A 15,156-nucleotide genomic window follows, 5' to 3' on the forward strand; every position below is an offset into this window, starting at 1 on the left:
ATTCGGAGTCCGTAGGGCGTCGCACACCAAAGGAAAATATATGAGCTACGCAATTATTGGCTTCGGCAAGATCGGCCGGGCGCTTGCCAAGGCGTTTGCCCGAAAAGGCATCGAAGTATCCGTTGCAACCACTCGCGACCCGGAAAGCTTTGCATCCGCTGCGGCCGCGATCGGACCCAAGATCATTCCCAAAAAACTGGCGGAAGCGGTCAAGGCTGACATCGTCTTTCTGGCTGTTGGCTATAAGTCACACCAGGATGTCGCTAAAACGCTGCCCACCTGGCAGGGGAAGACTATCGTCGATGTGACCAATGCATACGGCGTGCCCCCTGAGGAACTGGGTGGACAACCCTCTTCCAGAGTCGTCGCGCAGGCGTTCACTGGTGGCAGGCTGGTCAAGGGCTTCAATCATTTGGGCGCTGCCGTGCTTGAACAGGATCCGGCCGTACATGGTGGCAGGAGAGTCGTGTTCCTGGCGAGTGACGATGACGGCGCCGCAACGGAGATTGGTGCGCTTGCGGAAAATCTCGGTTTCGCGCCGATCAAACTTGGCGGCCTTTCGGAAGGTGGACTGCTTGTGCAGGGGCGGGGAAATAGCTGGGGACAACTGATCTTTAAGGACCTGGTCAAGTTCGACTGATGAGTCGTGGTCGCAAGTTTCGATGCGATCCTGCTCGGACAAAGGGCCAACCACAGTTTGATTGAAGCGAGCGCGACGCTGGCGTTAAGCCGCGCTCCGCTCATCTGGCGCCACGTCCTCGCCGGCAAATCTACAAGGTGGCCGATTAGGTCGGAGACGATCCGATAAAAGCAAAATGGAGAGATTCGATGAGCATCGAAGAGAATATTCAGATTGTGAAGGATTTCTTTGCAGCGATAGGCAGCGGCGATAAGCAAGGTCTGCTGGCGTTGGTTGCCGAAGATATCGAGTGGATCATTCCGGGCGAAGACTGGCCGCTGGCCGGCACGCACCGCGGGCACGCGGGATTGGCGAGAGTGCTTCAGAAGGCTTCCGACGAGGTGGAAATGACATACCCAGAGCCTCCCGAATTCGTGGCGCAGGGAGAGCGGGTTATGGTGGTAGGCGTCGCCACCGGGAAAATCAAAGCGACGAACAGGACGTTCAGGGACGACTGGGTATTCGCCATTACCGTTCGAAACGGCAAACTGACGAATATCCGGGAATATATCGACACGCAAGCACTGGCGCGAGCCTCAGGGAGGGACGCGAGCCCCAATCCCTGAACCATTGAGATGGACTAGACAATACTGCCCACCGCCTTCGCGAGCCTCTCCACCGCGCCCTCAACGTCATGCAGTTTGTCCAGGCCAAACAACCCAATCCGGAAGGTCTTAAAATCCTCAGGCTCATCGCATTGAAGGGGAACGCCAGCCGCCACCTGCAACCCTGCATCAGCGAACTTCTTGCCGGATCGAATTCCGTCATCGTCCGTGTAACTGACGACAACGCCCGGAGCCTCGAACCCTTCAGCCGCCACGCTTCTGAAACCCTTGTCCGCAAGGAGTGAGCGAACGCGCTTGCCGAGTTCAAGCTGCTCCGCTCTCACTTTATCGAAGCCATATGCCTCGGTCTCTTTCATGACGTCACGCAATGTCGCGAGACCGTCCGTGGGCATCGTTGCGTGGTACGCGAACCCACCGTTCTCGTACGCTTCCATGATCTGCAGCCATTTGCGAAGATCGCAAGCGAAGCTGGTGCTAGTCGTTGCATCGATTCGTTCGCGGGCAAGCGGGCTAAGCATGACCAGCCCGCAGCACGGTGACGCGCTCCATCCCTTTTGCGGCGCACTGATCAGGACATCGACGCCACTCGCCTGCATGTCGACCCAGACCGTGCCGGAGGCAATGCAATCCAGTACGAACATGCCGCCGACGGCATGCACAGCGTCGGCCACCGTGCGTATATAAGCGTCCGGCAGCATGATCCCCGATGCGGTTTCGACATGCGGCGCAAACACCAGATCCGGCTTGTTTTCCCTGATCGCAGCGACCACGTCTTCAATCGGCGGCGGCGCGTACGCAGCCTGTCTCCCCTGTTCGACCGGGCGCGCCTTCAGCACGATCGATTCAGACGGAATGCCGCCCATGTCGAAAATCTGCGACCAGCGATAACTAAACCAGCCATTGCGGATGACCAGACACTTCCGGTTCGTCGCGAACTGCCGGGCCACGGCTTCCATGCCGAAAGTCCCGCTGCCCGGGACGACCACGGCCGACTTCGCGTTGTAGACCTTCTTCAGAGAAGCGGAAATATCGCGCATGACTCCCTGGAAGAGTTGCGACATGTGATTGATTGATCGGTCGGTGTAAACGACTGAATATTCGAGGAGCCCCTCGCGGTCGACATCGGGAAGTAAGCCTGGCACGTTTGTCTCCGGTTTTAGACGAATATAAGGATCGAAAACAGATTCTAACGAAAGCGACCTGTGGCCGAGGTAAAAAGCATTTTGCATTCGGATCGAACCGGAAAACAGTTCCCGACGGTCCATGACCTGACAAAAACACTGTATGAATGTACAGTCTAGGTATTTGCGCCACGGAACGCGACTTCTTGCTGTATCGACGTTCGTCACTTGGGGGGCTCTGATAAGCGCCGCGTGGCCAAGACTAGACAGTGAACGCTATTTTTGAGTATCAAGGCATGCCAGATGATAGGCGCATAGCCCACATCGACATGGACGCATTCTTTGCGTCCTGTGAACTTTCACAGTATCCGGAACTGCGAGGCCAGGCCATGGTGGTGGCCGGCCGTCGTTCGGATGCGCCCCGAACGAACGCGGATGGCACGCGTGAATTCGCACGGTTACGCGACTATGCGGGCAGAGGCGTCCTGACGACCGCAACCTACGAAGCACGGGCGCTCGGCGTTCATTCCGGCATGCCCACGATGCAGGCGGCCCGCCTGGCTCCGGATGCCATTCTCCTGCCGGTGAACTTTGATCTCTATCGAACGTACTCACGCCTGTTCAAGGACGCCATTCGGTCCGTAAGTCCGACAATCGAGGACGTGGGAATCGACGAGGTTTACGCGGATCTATCGCTCCTGAACGACGACTCGGAGCAAATTGCACGGAAGCTGAAATCCGCCGTCTTCGAGGCGACCAATCTCACCTGTTCGGTTGGAATCGCGCCCAATAAGCTGCTGGCCAAACTGTGTTCGGACATACAAAAGCCGGACGGCATCACGATTTTGCGGCTTGAAGATCTGCAAGCCAGGATCTGGCCAATGGCTGCCAGAAAAATCAACGGTATTGGGCCGAAGGCCAATGCCAAGCTGACGTCTCTCGGGATAACGACCATCGGTGAAATTGCCGCATGCAGCGAGCAATGGCTGATCGAACAGTTCGGACGGAGCTATGGGGCATGGCTTCGCAGAGTTTCCCACGGGCTCGATGACAGGCCGGTGGTGACTCATAGCGAGCCTGTCTCGATGAGCCGGGAGACCACCTTCGAGCAAGACCTGCACGCCGTACGGCACAGGCAGGAACTCGGTACCGCGTTTACCCGTTTATGCGAACAGGTAGCGCTGGATTTGCAGCGTAAAGGCTATCTCGCGCGCAGGATCGGGATCAAGCTTCGCTTCAACGACTTTCAGACAGTAACGCGTGACGTCACGCTCCCAGAACCCGTTGCGGACGCCAAGGCGCTGCGTCACGCGGCCACCCAGTGTCTGAAACGGGTCGACCTTGTCAAATCCATCAGGCTGCTGGGCGTCAAGGCGGGCGGCCTCCAACGTCCGGGCGCGACGGAGAGCGACGCGCCGGCTCAGTTCACGCTGGATTTTTAGTGCATGTGCCGGCTGCCGGACAAAGGTGTCTCAATGAGCCGCGAGAGGACCTTCGAGCGCTCCTGCGGTGCTTACCAATTCAGGCCGACTTGCTCTTCACCAGCGACGAATAACCGCTTCCATCAACAACCGCACTCGGATTCGAGCGCGCCGCCGGCATGCCGGCTTCCATCGGCGAAACCGCCGCGACCGAAAACACAAAAGTGTTAATGCCGTGCGCGCTTTGCGCCGACACGCTGCCGCGATGCATCTCCGCGATCGCCTTCACGATCGCGAGACCCAGGCCGTGGTTTTCGCGGCTATTCGTGCGCGAGACCTCCGCGCGATAGAACCGGTCGAACAGATGTTCGAGCACATCCGGCGAGATAGGCTCACCGGGATTGGCCACCGCGACGCGCACCTGGTCCTCGTCGCTCACGATCGTCACGCTGATCTCAGCGTCCGGCTCGCAATGCTGGATAGCGTTCATCAACAGATTCGTGCAGGCGCGGCCGAACAGCGAACGATTCACGCGCGCCATGGCGTCGCCGCGCAATTGCGCACGCACCCGCGCTTCTTCGAGCGGTATCTCCAGAAACTCCAGCGTATGCGCGACTTCCGCGGCTAGCGACACGTCGACGAGGCCCGTCGCACGCTCGCCTTGATCGGCGCGTGCGAGGAACAGCATGTCGTTGATGATCGCCCGCATGCGCTCGTATTCTTCGAGATTCGATTGCAACGTGTGACGCAGATCGTCGACCGAGCGGTTGCGGGTCAACGCGACTTCCGTCTGGCCGATCAGAATCGTCACCGGCGTGCGCAGTTCGTGAGCCACGTCCGCGTTGAACGATTCGAGGCGGCCATACGCGCCGTCGAGGCGCTCCAATGCACCATTGAAGGAGTTGGCCAGATCGTTCAGTTCGAGCGGTAGCGAGGCCGTATTCAGACGCTGCGAGCGGTTATTTGGACTCACGGCGGAAGCGTCGCGCGTGAGGCGCGTCAGCGGCGCGAGGCCGAGCCGCGTGACCGAATAGCTGAGCAACAGCACGGCGAGACTGCCGAGCGCGGACAACGCCGCAAGCGCAAAGCCGAACACGCGCATGGTGCGCACATTGGGCGAATAGCTCGCAGCCACCTGCAATTGCACCGCCGGACGCGCGCCATAAGCCGGGATCGTCGCCGTGGAGGTCAGCATGTCCTGGCCGCCGCCGGCCGGCGTCACGCGCGCATAGCCGCCGGCCCAGCGCGTGACCACCGAGCCGTCGACAGGCGTGCCGTAATGGAAATACGGATCGGTGCTCGACACCGCGTACACCGTGCTGCCGTCGTGCGGTGTCATGTCGGTGAGCTTTTCACGCGCCATGCGCCACTTTTCCGGCGTCACGGCGTGATACACGATGATGCGCGCGATCTGCGTGCGGTCGTCGAGCGACTCGCGCAGATGGTGTTCGAGTTGCGTGCGCAGCACCAGAAAGAGCCCCGTGCCGACCAGCGTGAACACGAACAGCGCGACGAACGCGAACATTAACGCGAGGCGCCGGGCGATCGAGCGGTTCATGACTGCTCCGCCTCTTCGCGCACTTCGAGCACATACCCCATGCCGCGCACGGTATGCAGCAGTTTGGAGGGGAACGGGCCGTCGAGCTTGGCGCGCAATCGTTTGATCGCGGTCTCGACCACGTTGGTATGACTGTCGAAGTTGACGTCCCAGACGAGTTCGGTAATCGCCGTCTTCGACAGAATGTCGCCTTGCCGGCGCGCCAGCACGCTAAGCAGTTGAAACTCCTTGGCGGTGAGATCGAGGCGCACGCCGTCGCGGGTCGCGCGCCGGCCGATCAGATCGACGAACAGATCGCCGACGGAAATCAGCGTCGACTCCTGCGAGCGCGTGCGCCGCGCGAGAGCATGCAAGCGTTCGACCAGTTCGAGGAACGAAAAAGGTTTGGTGAGGTAGTCGTCCGCGCCTTCGCGCAGACCGCGCACGCGGTCGTTCACATGATCGCGCGCGGTGAGCATGATGACCGGTGTGGACTTGCGCATACGCAGCGCTTTCAGCACGCTGAAGCCGTCGCGTTTGGGCAGCATCACGTCGAGCACGATCACGTCGTAATCGAATTCGGTGGCCAGATGCATGCCCTCCTCGCCGTCGAGCGCGACGTCGACGACCCAGCCCTGCTCTGTCAAACCGGAACGCAGGTAGTCCACCACCTTGTGCTCGTCTTCAACAATCAGCAATTTCATGCGCGTCCCCTTGTATGTGCATTATACGAAACGCCTTGCAATCGTCTTGCGCACCGCTTGCGTGCCCTCGCGTGCCCCTGCTGCCGCCCCTGTTGCTTCATGATCCGGTAGCTCACCGCGCGGGAGCCATCGCCTCCTTCGTGTCGTCAGGCTGCGCGCCCGAGGGCGTATTCGACATGTCCGTGCCGACCGCCCAGCCGCCGCCCAGCGCCTTCACGAGCGAAACCGACAGCGTCATCTGCTGGCCGTGAATCTGCACGTCCTGGCGCTCGCTGGTGAGCAGCGACTGCTGCGCGGTGATCACGTCGAGGTAAGCCACGAGGCCGCCCGAATAGCGGTCGTTGGCGAGCGCGAGCAGATGCTGCGCGTCGGTGACGGCCTCGCTCGACTGCTTCGCCGCGCCATCCAGCACGGACAGTCCGGTGATGCCGTCCTGCACCTGCTGGAACGCGGTGAGCACGGTCTGGCGGTAGTTCGCCTCGGTGGCCTTGTAGCCTTCGCTCGCGAACTTCACGTTGGCCGCGCGGCGGCCGCCGTCGAACAACACCTGGCCGACGGCCGCGCCGAGCGTCCACATCAGCGTCGGCGCGCTCAGCAGACTGGCGAACTGCGTGCTTTCCCAGCCGATGCTCGGCGCCAGCGTGAGACTCGGGAAAAACGCCGCCTTGGCGACGCCGATCTGCGCATTCGCCGCGGCCATCGCGCGCTCCGCGGAGGCGACATCCGGCCGCCGTTGCAACACGTCGCTGGGCACGCCGAGCGGAATCGACGGAACCTGCACCGCGAGCACCTTGGGCTCGATCGAAAACTGCGGCGCGGGCACGCCGACCAAAGCGGCGATCGCATGTTCGAACTGCGCGCGCTGATTCAGCAGCAATTGCGCCTGCACGCGCGTCGAATCGAGCAGCGACTTCTGCTGCAGCACGTCGAGCCCGGACACCGAACCGAGATCGTGTTCCGTGGTGACGTAGTCGAGCGCCTTCTGCTGCAGTTTCACCGACTGATTCAGCACGTCGATCTCGGCGTCGAGTTCACGCAGCGAGAAATAGTCGCTGGCGAGGTCGGTGGTGAGCACGAGCCGCGCGTTGGCCAGATCATCCGCCGATTGCTGCGCGGAAGCCGCCGCGCCTTCCACCTCGCGACGTATCCTGCCGAATAGATCGGTGTCGTAGCTGATCGTGGGGCCGAGTTGCACATTGTTCTGCACCGTCGACGTCGTAGCCGTGCCGTAATTCGTCCGCGGACGGTTCTGCGAAATCCGGAAGCGCGATCCCTGCGCCGCGAGATCGACTTCGGGAATCTGCTGCGCGCGGTCGTTCGCGAGCGTCGCCCGCGCCTGCTCATAATGCGCGCTGGCGGCTACCAGCGTCTGATTCTGCGCGAGCGCCTGCGTTTCCAGCGTGGCGAGCGTCGGATCGCTGAACGCGTTCCACCAGTCCGGCGAAATCGGCGCATGCGACGGCACGGCCACGCGCCAGTACGAATCGGTTTGCCAGGTGGGCGGTACTTCTGCCTGCGGCCTTTCGTAATTCGGCCCGACCGTGCACGCGGCCAGTAGCGCCGCTCCTGCCAGCGTCGTCAGCGCACGGCATGTGGCCACGTGCTTCACGACGCCCCCTTACCGTTAGTTTGCGGCTGCTGAATCTGCACGTGATCGCCGTCCGCGATCGAATCGCTCGGGTTGATGATGATCTTGTCGTTCGCCTCGATCCCGCTTTCGATTTCGAGCGACTGTCCGAGGTCCTGCGCGATCACGATCTTGTGCAACTGCACGTTGCCCTTCGCATCGACCACCGCGACGCGCGGGCCTTCGGCGCGAAACAGCAGCGCGTTGCCCGGCACCATCAATTGCGCGTGCGCCACGGCCGGCACCGCGACCTGGACATACGCGCCCGGTCGCAGTTTGTCGTCCGGATTCGGCAGTGTCACTTCGACCTGCAGCGAACGGGTGGGCACGTCGATCGCGCCGGAAATGTGCGTGATCGTGCCGTGGAATTGCTGGCCCGGCAGTTCGGCCTGCGTCACCACCACCTTCTGTCCCACCGATACGTTTTGCGCGTACGCCTGCGGCAATTGCACATAGACGCGCAGCGGGTCCGATTGCGCGAGCGCGAAGAGCGCGCGGCTCGTGCCGCTGCCCGCATCGATCAGGTCGCCGACATCGACGTTGCGTTGCGTGACCACGCCCGCGAACGGCGCGACGATGCGCTTGAACGATTCGAGCTGCTGCAGGCGCTTGACGTTGGCGTCGGCGGCGGCGAGATTGGCCACGTCCTGCGCGTAGGTGCTTTGCCGTTCGTCGAGTTCCTGCTGCGAGACCGCATCGCGTTGACGCAGTTGCTGCCAACGGTCCAGCGAGCTCTTCGCGAGGCCGAGGCTCGAACTGGTTTGCTGACGCTGCGCCAAAGCCTGCGCGAGCTCCTGGTCGATCTCCGGCGTATCGAGATCGGCAAGCAGTTGACCTTGCTTTACCCGCGTGCCGATATCGGCGTACCAGTGCAGCAGATAACCGGTGGAGCGCGCGTAGATCGGCGACTCGACGAAGCCGCGCAGCGTACCCGGCAGCAAGGTATTGCCGCTGCCTTCGGCCTGGGTCGGACTCACCACGTTCACATACTGCGTGGCGTTCTGCTTGGTGGTCTCCGCCACCGAATGGTTCTGCATGATGTTGGCGATCACGGTGCGCAAGGCCCCGACAGCTAACAGCGCCAGCACGATCCACATGGCGATTTTGGCGCGTTTCCATTCTTGATGGCGCGGCGGCAAGGCGTGGCCGCCTTCCGTCTCTCGCGCGGGAATCGCTAGCGATGCATGAGTTTTTTCGGTCATCTCAGTCAGCCATCTCAGTCAGCCGTCATTTAACTTTACGCGGGCTTGCCAGCGCCGCCGTGGTCGGGCGCGGGGCCGTCGCCGTGGGAACCCGTGTGATTCGCGTCACCATCGTCATCGCCGCGGTGGCGCCGCGCGAGGCGGGAGTGAATCGCCGCGAACACAAGCGGCACGAAAAACAGTGTGGACACGGTGGCGAACAGCAGGCCGCCGATCACCGCGCGGCCGAGCGGCGCATTCTGCTCGGCGCCCTCGCCGAGACCGAGCGCCATCGGAATCATGCCGATGATCATCGCGAAGGCTGTCATCAGCACCGGTCTGATCCGGCTCGCACCGGCTTCGAGCGCGGCGGTCAGCGGCGGTGCTCCGGCGGACAGACGCTGACGCGCGAACGACACCATCAGAATACTGTTGGCGGTGGCCACGCCCATGGTCATGATCGCGCCAGTCAACGCGGGCACGCTCAGGTGCGTGCCGGTCAGGAACAGCATCCACACAATCCCCGCCAGCGCCGCGGGCAACGCGCTGACGATGATCAGCGGATCGACCCACGACTGGAAATTCACCACGATCAGCAGATACACCAGCACGATCGCCATCGCCACACCGAGCCCCAGACCGAAGAACGAACTGCGCATGGTCTGCACCTGGCCGCGCACGGTAATCTGACTGCCGCGCGGCAGCGACGCACGCACGTTGTTCACAAGCTTGTCGACCTCGTTCGCCACGCTGCCCAGATCCCGCTTCTCGACGCTCACATACAGATCGATCACCGGCCTGATGTTGTAGTGATTGACTTCAGCGAACTGCGTCTGCGGCGAGACCCGTACCAGGTTGCCGAGCAACTGCGTCGGCCCGTTGGCCGCACCGGAGACCGGCGTGCGCAACAGTTCATCGATCGACGACACCTGATACTGCGGCGTTTGCACCGCCACGCTGTATTCCACGCCGTTGCGGTTGTTGAACCAGAAACCCGGCGACGTTTGCGAACTGCCCGACAATGAAATGAGCACGTTTTGCGCGACATTGTTCGCGCTCAGATTGAGTTGCTGAAGCCGCGTGCGGTCCATCTGAAGATTGATCGCCGGTTCATCCAGTTTCTGCTGGATGTGCGTGTCCACCGTGCCGGGAATCAAGCGCACCTGTTTCAGCAGCTTGCGTGCAACGTCGAAGTTGCCTTCCTGATTCGCGCCGGAAATCTGCACGTCCACGGCGGCAGGCAGGCCGAAGTTGAGAATCTGCGTGACGATGTCGGCGGGCTGAAAGAAAAACTCGACGCCCGGAAAGCGCTGCGGCAGGAGCGCGCGCAGTTTGTCCATGTAGATTTGCGTCGGCTTGTGGTCTTCATTGAGCGCCACCTGGATCTCGCCGTCGAGCGTGCCGATCGTGCCCGCGTTGCTGTACGAAAGGTTGATGCCGCTATAGGGCAAACCGAGGTTGTCGAGAATCGTGCCGAGCTCCTTCTGCGGCACGACCTCGCGAATCACCTGTTCGACCTGATCGGCGAGACGCGCGGTTTCCTCGATGCGGGTGCCGGTCGGCGCACGCATATGCAGGCGAATGTCGCCAGCGTCCACGCTCGGGAAGAAGTCTTCGCCGAGCACGAAAATCAGGCCCATCGAAACGACGCAAAAGCCGAGGAACACGCTGCCGAACATGCCGCGACGCACCAGCAAGCTGCTCAGAATCATAATGTAGCCGGCACGCATGCGCTCGAAACCGCGATCGAAGCGGTGATAGAGACGCATGAACACATTTGGCTTCGCGCCCGGCTTCGGCTTGTGCGCGTGACCCATCAGCAGCATGGCGAGGGTCGGCACCAGCGTACGCGAGAGAACGTACGAAGCCAGCATCGCGAACACCACGGCTTCGGCGAGCGGCACGAACAGATAACGCGCGACGCCGGTCAGGAAGAACATCGGCACGAACACGATACAGATACAGAGGGTCGACACCAGCGCCGGGATTGCGATTTCACCCGCGCCGTCGAGAATCGCATCGTGCAGATTCGTGCCCATATGCAGATGCCGTTCGATGTTCTCGATCGTCACCGTCGCATCGTCCACCAGAATCCCGACCGCCAGCGCGAGACCGCCGAGCGTCATGATGTTGATGGTCTGCCCGAGCGCGTGCAACGCGATCAGCGAGGACAGGATCGACAGCGGAATCGAGATCGCGATGATGCAGGTGCTGCGCCAGTTGCCGAGGAACAGCAGGATCATCGCGGCGGTCAGCGCGGCGGCAACCAGCGCCTCGCGCACCACGCCCTGCACTGCCGCTTTCACGAACACCGACTGATCGAACAATGCAGTGATTTTCAGATCGGGCGGCAACGCGGCTTGTGCGTTCGGCAGCAGCCCCTTCAGCGTATCGACGATGGAGAGCGTCGACGCACTGCCGTTCTTGAGCACCGACATCAGCACGCCGCGATGCCCGTCCTGCCGCACGACGTTGGTCTGAGGCGAGTAACCGTCGCGCACGTGCGCGACTTCACGCAGATACGTGGTCGCGCCGTTGAGCGTGCGCACCGGAATATCGTTGAGCCCTTCCACCGTGGCGGGCGAGCCGTTCATGTTGATCGTGTATTCCTTCGGCCCGATCTTCGCCGTGCCGGTCGGCAAGATCAGGTTTTGCGCGTTGAACGCGCTGACCACATCGGAAGGCGTCAGGCCTTTGGCGAGCAACGCGCGTGTGTTCAGGTCGACCGAAATCAGCCGCGACTTGCCGCCGTACGGATACGGCACGGCCGCGCCGGGAATCGTCACCAGTTGCGGGCGCAGGAAGTTCAGCGCGGTATCGTTGAGCGCCTGCTCGGAGAGCTTCGGGCTCGACAGGCCGAGCTGGATCACCGGAATACTGGAAGCGGAATAGCTGATCACCAGCGGCGGCGTGGCGCCCGGCGGCATCTGTTTGACCTGCGCCTGTTCGACGGCCACGATCTGCGCGATCGCGGTCTGGATATTCGCATTCGGCTGCAGGAACACCTTCAGGATCGCGATGCCCGCTAGCGATTGCGATTCGATGTGCTCGATGTCGTTGACCGTGGTGGTCAAACCGCGCTCGTTCCCCGACGCGATTCGGTTGGCCATGTCTTCGGCCGACAGGCCCGTGTAGGTCCAGATGATGCTGACCACCGGAATATTGATTTCCGGCAGTACGTCGACCGGCGTGGTGAACAGCACGAATGGCGTCGCCAGCAAAATCAGAATGGCCATCACGATGAACGTGTATGGCCGTTTAAGCGCAACGTTGACGATCCACATGAAACGCGCCCGAATGAATGCAGGTAAGGGATGGGTGAATCAGCGCTTATGCTAGATCGGTAGCACCAACACCTGCATGGCGCCAAAATGGCGGAATTGTCAGGAAGGCTAATGTAAGGAAGAACGATGCTTGAACTGCGCGGGAGTTTGCCGGGAAGCAAACGTTTGATGAGAGAAGATAGCCGACATTGAGGTGCCGCTTCAACGCGATGTCACGCGAGCGCGTCGCGAAACATCGCATAGATTGTTTTGCGCGAAGCAAATACTTCACGCGCATTCAAAGCTTAGTCGATCGTCGTCGACCTGCCAGATCGATAACGGCGTTACTTCGCAAACAACGCCGACATATCCGCAAACGCCTTGAATTCCAGCGCGTTGCCCGACGGATCCAGGAAGAACATGGTCGCCTGTTCGCCCACTTCGCCTTTGAAACGCACATGCGGCTCGATGATGAAGTCGATGCCGGCCGCCTGCAGCTTGTCCGCTGCGGCCTGCCATTGCGCCATCGAAAGCACCGCGCCGAAGTGGCGGACCGGCACGGCGTCACCGTCGACCTTGCTGGTGTGGCGATGGCCGATTTCCTCCGGCGCGAGGTGCGCGACGATCTGGTGGCCGTAGAAATTGAAATCGACCCACGCGTCCGAGCTGCGCCCTTCTGGACAGCCCAGCAGTTCGCCGTAAAACTCCCGCGCGGCGGCAAGGCTATGAACAGGGAACGCCAGATGGAACGGCGGCAAGACGGTATCGGCAACGCTCATGATGGGGAAACTCGCTGATTGGAATGGGGTTGAACGTGCGGGCGCCTCGAAGGCCGCACGCGTGAAGCAAAGTTTAACCATGACTAAAAATGGTGAAAAACGATATATATTTGACCTGACTATCACCAAATTCGATCAATCGAACATGCTGAGCGAACTCAAGACTTTTATCGCCGTGAGCCAGTACGGCACGTTTTCGGGCGCCGGCGCGCGCATCGGCCTGACGCAATCCGCCGTGAGCGCGCAGATGCAACGGCTCGAAGAAGAACTGGGTTTCGCGCTATTCGACCGCACCGGCCGTTCCGCCACGCTCAACGACGCCGGCCGCGAAACGCTCGCGCTCGCCGAGGAAATGATGACGCTCTACGCACGGCTCTCCGAACGTGGCGCGGTCGCGGCGGAAAGCGGCATGCTGCGGGTGGGCGCCATTGCGTCGGCGCAAGTGTCGTTTCTCGCCGACGCACTCGCACGCTTTCGCGACGACCGTCCCGGCTGGCGCATTCGGGTCGTGCCCGGCGTGTCGCTGGGCTTGCTCGGGCAAGTGGATTCCGGCGAACTGGATCTGGCCGTCATCATCAAGCCGCCGTTCGCGCTGCCGTCCGAACTCGAATGGCGCACGCTCGTCACCGAGCCGTTCGTGCTGCTCGCGCCCAAGGCGCTCGTGCGCGGCAAGGGCGCCGCGCGGTCCTGGCGCGAACTGCTGCGCAGCGAGCCGTTTATCCGCTACGACCGCACCTCGTTCGGCGGCCGGCTGGTCGACCGGTTTCTGCGGCGCTCGCGGATCAATGTGCGCGACGTGATCGAGTTGGACGAGTTGCAAGGCATCGTGCAACTGGTCGCGCGCGGTATCGGCGTGGCGCTGCTTCCGAATAGCGCGGGGCTCGGCAAATGGCCGGCCGGCGTCGTCGCACTCGAACTCGGCGAAGCGACGTTTCAGCGCGAGATCGGCCTCGTGCAGCGTCCGCGGCACAGCCGGCAAGCGGTGGCGGGCGCGCTTGCGGATTGCATCGGCATGGCAGCGGGCGCGTGAGCCATACGGCCGCTGCGTCTGCGCGATTGTGCTGTTGCCGGAGCAACGAACTGTATCTGTGGGATTCTTCCGCCCACGCGCAAAATCTGCGTTCGCGCGACGTCTCGCGCCCCTTACCCGTGTGCGCTCCGAGCCGCACGCCCTGCCCGCCGCCGAGGTCCAGTCCATGATCGCCAGCACCTTCCTGACCGCCGATGTCCTGATCGCCTACAGCGCCTACTTCGTCGGTACGGCGAGCCCCGGGCCGAGCAATCTCGCGATCATGTCACTGGCGATGAGCGCGGGCCGGCGTTCCGCGTTGACCTTCGCGCTCGGCGTGGTGTCGGGTTCGTTCTTCTGGGCGCTGCTGGCGTCGCTGGGTTTGTCGGCGGTGCTCGCCACTTACTCGGAATGTCTGGTGGCGATCAAGATTGCCGGCGGCCTGTATCTGCTGTGGCTCGGTTTCAAATCCGCGCGCTCCGCTTTTCGTCCCAAGGCGCTGCCCACAAGCACGGCGCGCGACGAAGAGCCGCTCAAGCGTCTCTATCTGCGCGGCCTGCTGCTGCATCTCACCAATCCGAAAGCGATTCTGGTGTGGCTGTCGATCGTCTCGCTGGCCATGTCGCCGGCCGGCGGCACCTCGCATACCACGCCGGTGGTGCTCGGCTGCATGTGCATCGGCGTATCGGTGTTCAGCAGCTATGCGGTGCTGTTTTCGACCGCTTCCGCGCGGCGCATCTACGCGTCGATCCGGCGCTGGCTGGACGGGTCGCTCGCGATCATGTTCGGCATTGCCGGCATCAAGCTGCTGACTTCGAAAAGCTGAGCGCGTCGGGAGACGCCCGCCGCTCTGCGATACTGTCGCCGTGACAATCGACGCGGACAGACGAATACGATGAGCGGCAGCAACGAAGTGAATCCGGCAGCGCAGCGCTCGCCATGGCAGAAGCGGCTCTACCTCGCGGGCGTCACGGCGTTCGTGACCGGTGTGATTCTGGCCGTGATCATCTATGCGACCACGCCGCCGCCGGACAGCGCCGTCTCCATGTACAGCATGGCCGATCCGCGCTATCAGATCGAATTGCAGCGTATCGGCGGCAATGCGGCGGTGCTGATGGCGCAGCTTCATCAGTGGTTCGATGGGCTGTGGCACGGCACGGCGCTCGCTTATACGGTGGCCGTGCTGGGCGCCGTCATCGCGGGCGTGTGTTTCTTCATCGGCTATTTCTTCGCTGACGAATAAGCGCCACGCCAGAAGCTGCGCATCGC

At 62.0% G+C, this 15,156-nt stretch carries 13 protein-coding genes; 6 read left to right on the forward strand and 7 right to left on the reverse strand.

What is annotated here, in order from left to right:
* Positions 1 to 40: 40 nt before the first annotated feature.
* Both PQR54_RS27435 and PQR54_RS27440 read left to right on the forward strand, forming a co-directional pair.
* Positions 41 to 640 (forward strand): NADPH-dependent F420 reductase, encoded by a 600-nt coding sequence (locus tag PQR54_RS27435; protein ID WP_408251196.1) that lies wholly within the window; start codon positions 41 to 43, stop codon positions 638 to 640.
* 188 nt (positions 641 to 828) lie between these two features.
* Positions 829 to 1,245, forward strand: a complete 417-nt coding sequence (locus PQR54_RS27440) for a nuclear transport factor 2 family protein (RefSeq protein ID WP_408251198.1) — start codon at positions 829 to 831, stop codon at positions 1,243 to 1,245.
* A gap of 14 nt (positions 1,246 to 1,259) precedes the next feature.
* Here PQR54_RS27440 and PQR54_RS27445 read toward each other — a convergent pair whose 3' ends face one another.
* Positions 1,260 to 2,387, reverse strand: a complete 1,128-nt coding sequence (locus PQR54_RS27445; RefSeq protein ID WP_408251641.1) for an aminotransferase class V-fold PLP-dependent enzyme — start codon at positions 2,385 to 2,387, stop codon at positions 1,260 to 1,262.
* Between the two features lie 275 nt (positions 2,388 to 2,662).
* On the opposite strand from PQR54_RS27445, the gene dinB reads away from it, so the two are divergent.
* The gene (dinB, locus tag PQR54_RS27450) at positions 2,663 to 3,808 is read left to right on the forward strand and encodes a DNA polymerase IV (protein ID WP_408251643.1); all 1,146 of its coding nucleotides are present in this window, start codon (positions 2,663 to 2,665) and stop codon (positions 3,806 to 3,808) included.
* Positions 3,809 to 3,887: 79 nt separating this feature from the next.
* On the opposite strand, the gene PQR54_RS27455 is transcribed toward dinB, so the two are convergent.
* The 6 genes from PQR54_RS27455 to PQR54_RS27480 form a co-directional block, all read right to left on the reverse strand.
* Positions 3,888 to 5,345: a heavy metal sensor histidine kinase gene (locus PQR54_RS27455; protein WP_408251200.1), complete on the reverse strand. Its 1,458-nt coding sequence runs from the start codon at positions 5,343 to 5,345 to the stop codon at positions 3,888 to 3,890.
* The gene (locus PQR54_RS27460; protein WP_007176723.1) at positions 5,342 to 6,028 is read right to left on the reverse strand and encodes a heavy metal response regulator transcription factor; all 687 of its coding nucleotides are present in this window, start codon (positions 6,026 to 6,028) and stop codon (positions 5,342 to 5,344) included. The genes PQR54_RS27455 and PQR54_RS27460 overlap by 4 nt, the downstream gene beginning before the upstream one ends.
* Before the next feature lie 112 nt (positions 6,029 to 6,140).
* On the reverse strand, positions 6,141 to 7,637 hold the full coding sequence (locus PQR54_RS27465) for an efflux transporter outer membrane subunit (RefSeq protein WP_408251202.1): 1,497 nt from the start codon (positions 7,635 to 7,637) through the stop codon (positions 6,141 to 6,143).
* Complete coding sequence (locus PQR54_RS27470) at positions 7,634 to 8,857, reverse strand: efflux RND transporter periplasmic adaptor subunit (protein ID WP_408251203.1); 1,224 nt, start codon at positions 8,855 to 8,857, stop codon at positions 7,634 to 7,636. The genes PQR54_RS27465 and PQR54_RS27470 overlap by 4 nt, the downstream gene beginning before the upstream one ends.
* A 35-nt stretch (positions 8,858 to 8,892) precedes the next feature.
* A complete protein-coding gene (locus PQR54_RS27475; RefSeq protein ID WP_408251205.1) occupies positions 8,893 to 12,120 on the reverse strand; it encodes an efflux RND transporter permease subunit in 3,228 nt (1,075 codons plus the stop codon).
* A 323-nt stretch (positions 12,121 to 12,443) separates the two neighbouring features.
* Positions 12,444 to 12,878: a VOC family protein gene (locus tag PQR54_RS27480; RefSeq protein WP_012427720.1), complete on the reverse strand. Its 435-nt coding sequence runs from the start codon at positions 12,876 to 12,878 to the stop codon at positions 12,444 to 12,446.
* Between the two features lie 145 nt (positions 12,879 to 13,023).
* Here PQR54_RS27480 and PQR54_RS27485 point away from each other — a divergent pair, with 145 nt between their 5' ends.
* From PQR54_RS27485 to PQR54_RS27495, 3 genes are all read left to right on the forward strand, one after another.
* Positions 13,024 to 13,908, forward strand: a complete 885-nt coding sequence (locus tag PQR54_RS27485; protein WP_408251206.1) for a LysR family transcriptional regulator — start codon at positions 13,024 to 13,026, stop codon at positions 13,906 to 13,908.
* A 166-nt stretch (positions 13,909 to 14,074) separates the two neighbouring features.
* The gene (locus PQR54_RS27490; protein WP_408251208.1) at positions 14,075 to 14,713 is read left to right on the forward strand and encodes a LysE family translocator; all 639 of its coding nucleotides are present in this window, start codon (positions 14,075 to 14,077) and stop codon (positions 14,711 to 14,713) included.
* 69 nt (positions 14,714 to 14,782) lie between these two features.
* A complete protein-coding gene (locus tag PQR54_RS27495) occupies positions 14,783 to 15,130 on the forward strand; it encodes a hypothetical protein (protein ID WP_408251210.1) in 348 nt (115 codons plus the stop codon).
* The last annotated feature ends 26 nt before the right edge of the window (positions 15,131 to 15,156 follow it).

Origin of the sequence: Paraburkholderia phytofirmans, from assembly GCF_046028095.1 — a bacterium.
In the GTDB taxonomy this organism is placed as follows: domain Bacteria; phylum Pseudomonadota; class Gammaproteobacteria; order Burkholderiales; family Burkholderiaceae; genus Paraburkholderia; species Paraburkholderia phytofirmans_A.

Bases quoted from the DNA above. Each gene is read 5' to 3' on its own strand.
- dinB (WP_408251643.1), top strand. From the start codon at position 2,663: ATGCCAGATGATAGGCGCATAGCCCACATCGACATGGACGCATTCTTT.
- PQR54_RS27490 (WP_408251208.1), top strand. From the start codon at position 14,075: ATGATCGCCAGCACCTTCCTGACCGCCGATGTCCTGATCGCCTACAGC.
- PQR54_RS27435 (WP_408251196.1), top strand. From the start codon at position 41: ATGAGCTACGCAATTATTGGCTTCGGCAAGATCGGCCGGGCGCTTGCC.
- PQR54_RS27495 (WP_408251210.1), top strand. From the start codon at position 14,783: ATGAGCGGCAGCAACGAAGTGAATCCGGCAGCGCAGCGCTCGCCATGG.
- PQR54_RS27475 (WP_408251205.1), bottom strand. From the start codon at position 12,120: ATGTGGATCGTCAACGTTGCGCTTAAACGGCCATACACGTTCATCGTG.
- PQR54_RS27480 (WP_012427720.1), bottom strand. From the start codon at position 12,878: ATGAGCGTTGCCGATACCGTCTTGCCGCCGTTCCATCTGGCGTTCCCT.
- PQR54_RS27470 (WP_408251203.1), bottom strand. From the start codon at position 8,857: ATGACCGAAAAAACTCATGCATCGCTAGCGATTCCCGCGCGAGAGACG.
- PQR54_RS27440 (WP_408251198.1), top strand. From the start codon at position 829: ATGAGCATCGAAGAGAATATTCAGATTGTGAAGGATTTCTTTGCAGCG.
- PQR54_RS27455 (WP_408251200.1), bottom strand. From the start codon at position 5,345: ATGAACCGCTCGATCGCCCGGCGCCTCGCGTTAATGTTCGCGTTCGTC.
- PQR54_RS27460 (WP_007176723.1), bottom strand. From the start codon at position 6,028: ATGAAATTGCTGATTGTTGAAGACGAGCACAAGGTGGTGGACTACCTG.
- PQR54_RS27485 (WP_408251206.1), top strand. From the start codon at position 13,024: ATGCTGAGCGAACTCAAGACTTTTATCGCCGTGAGCCAGTACGGCACG.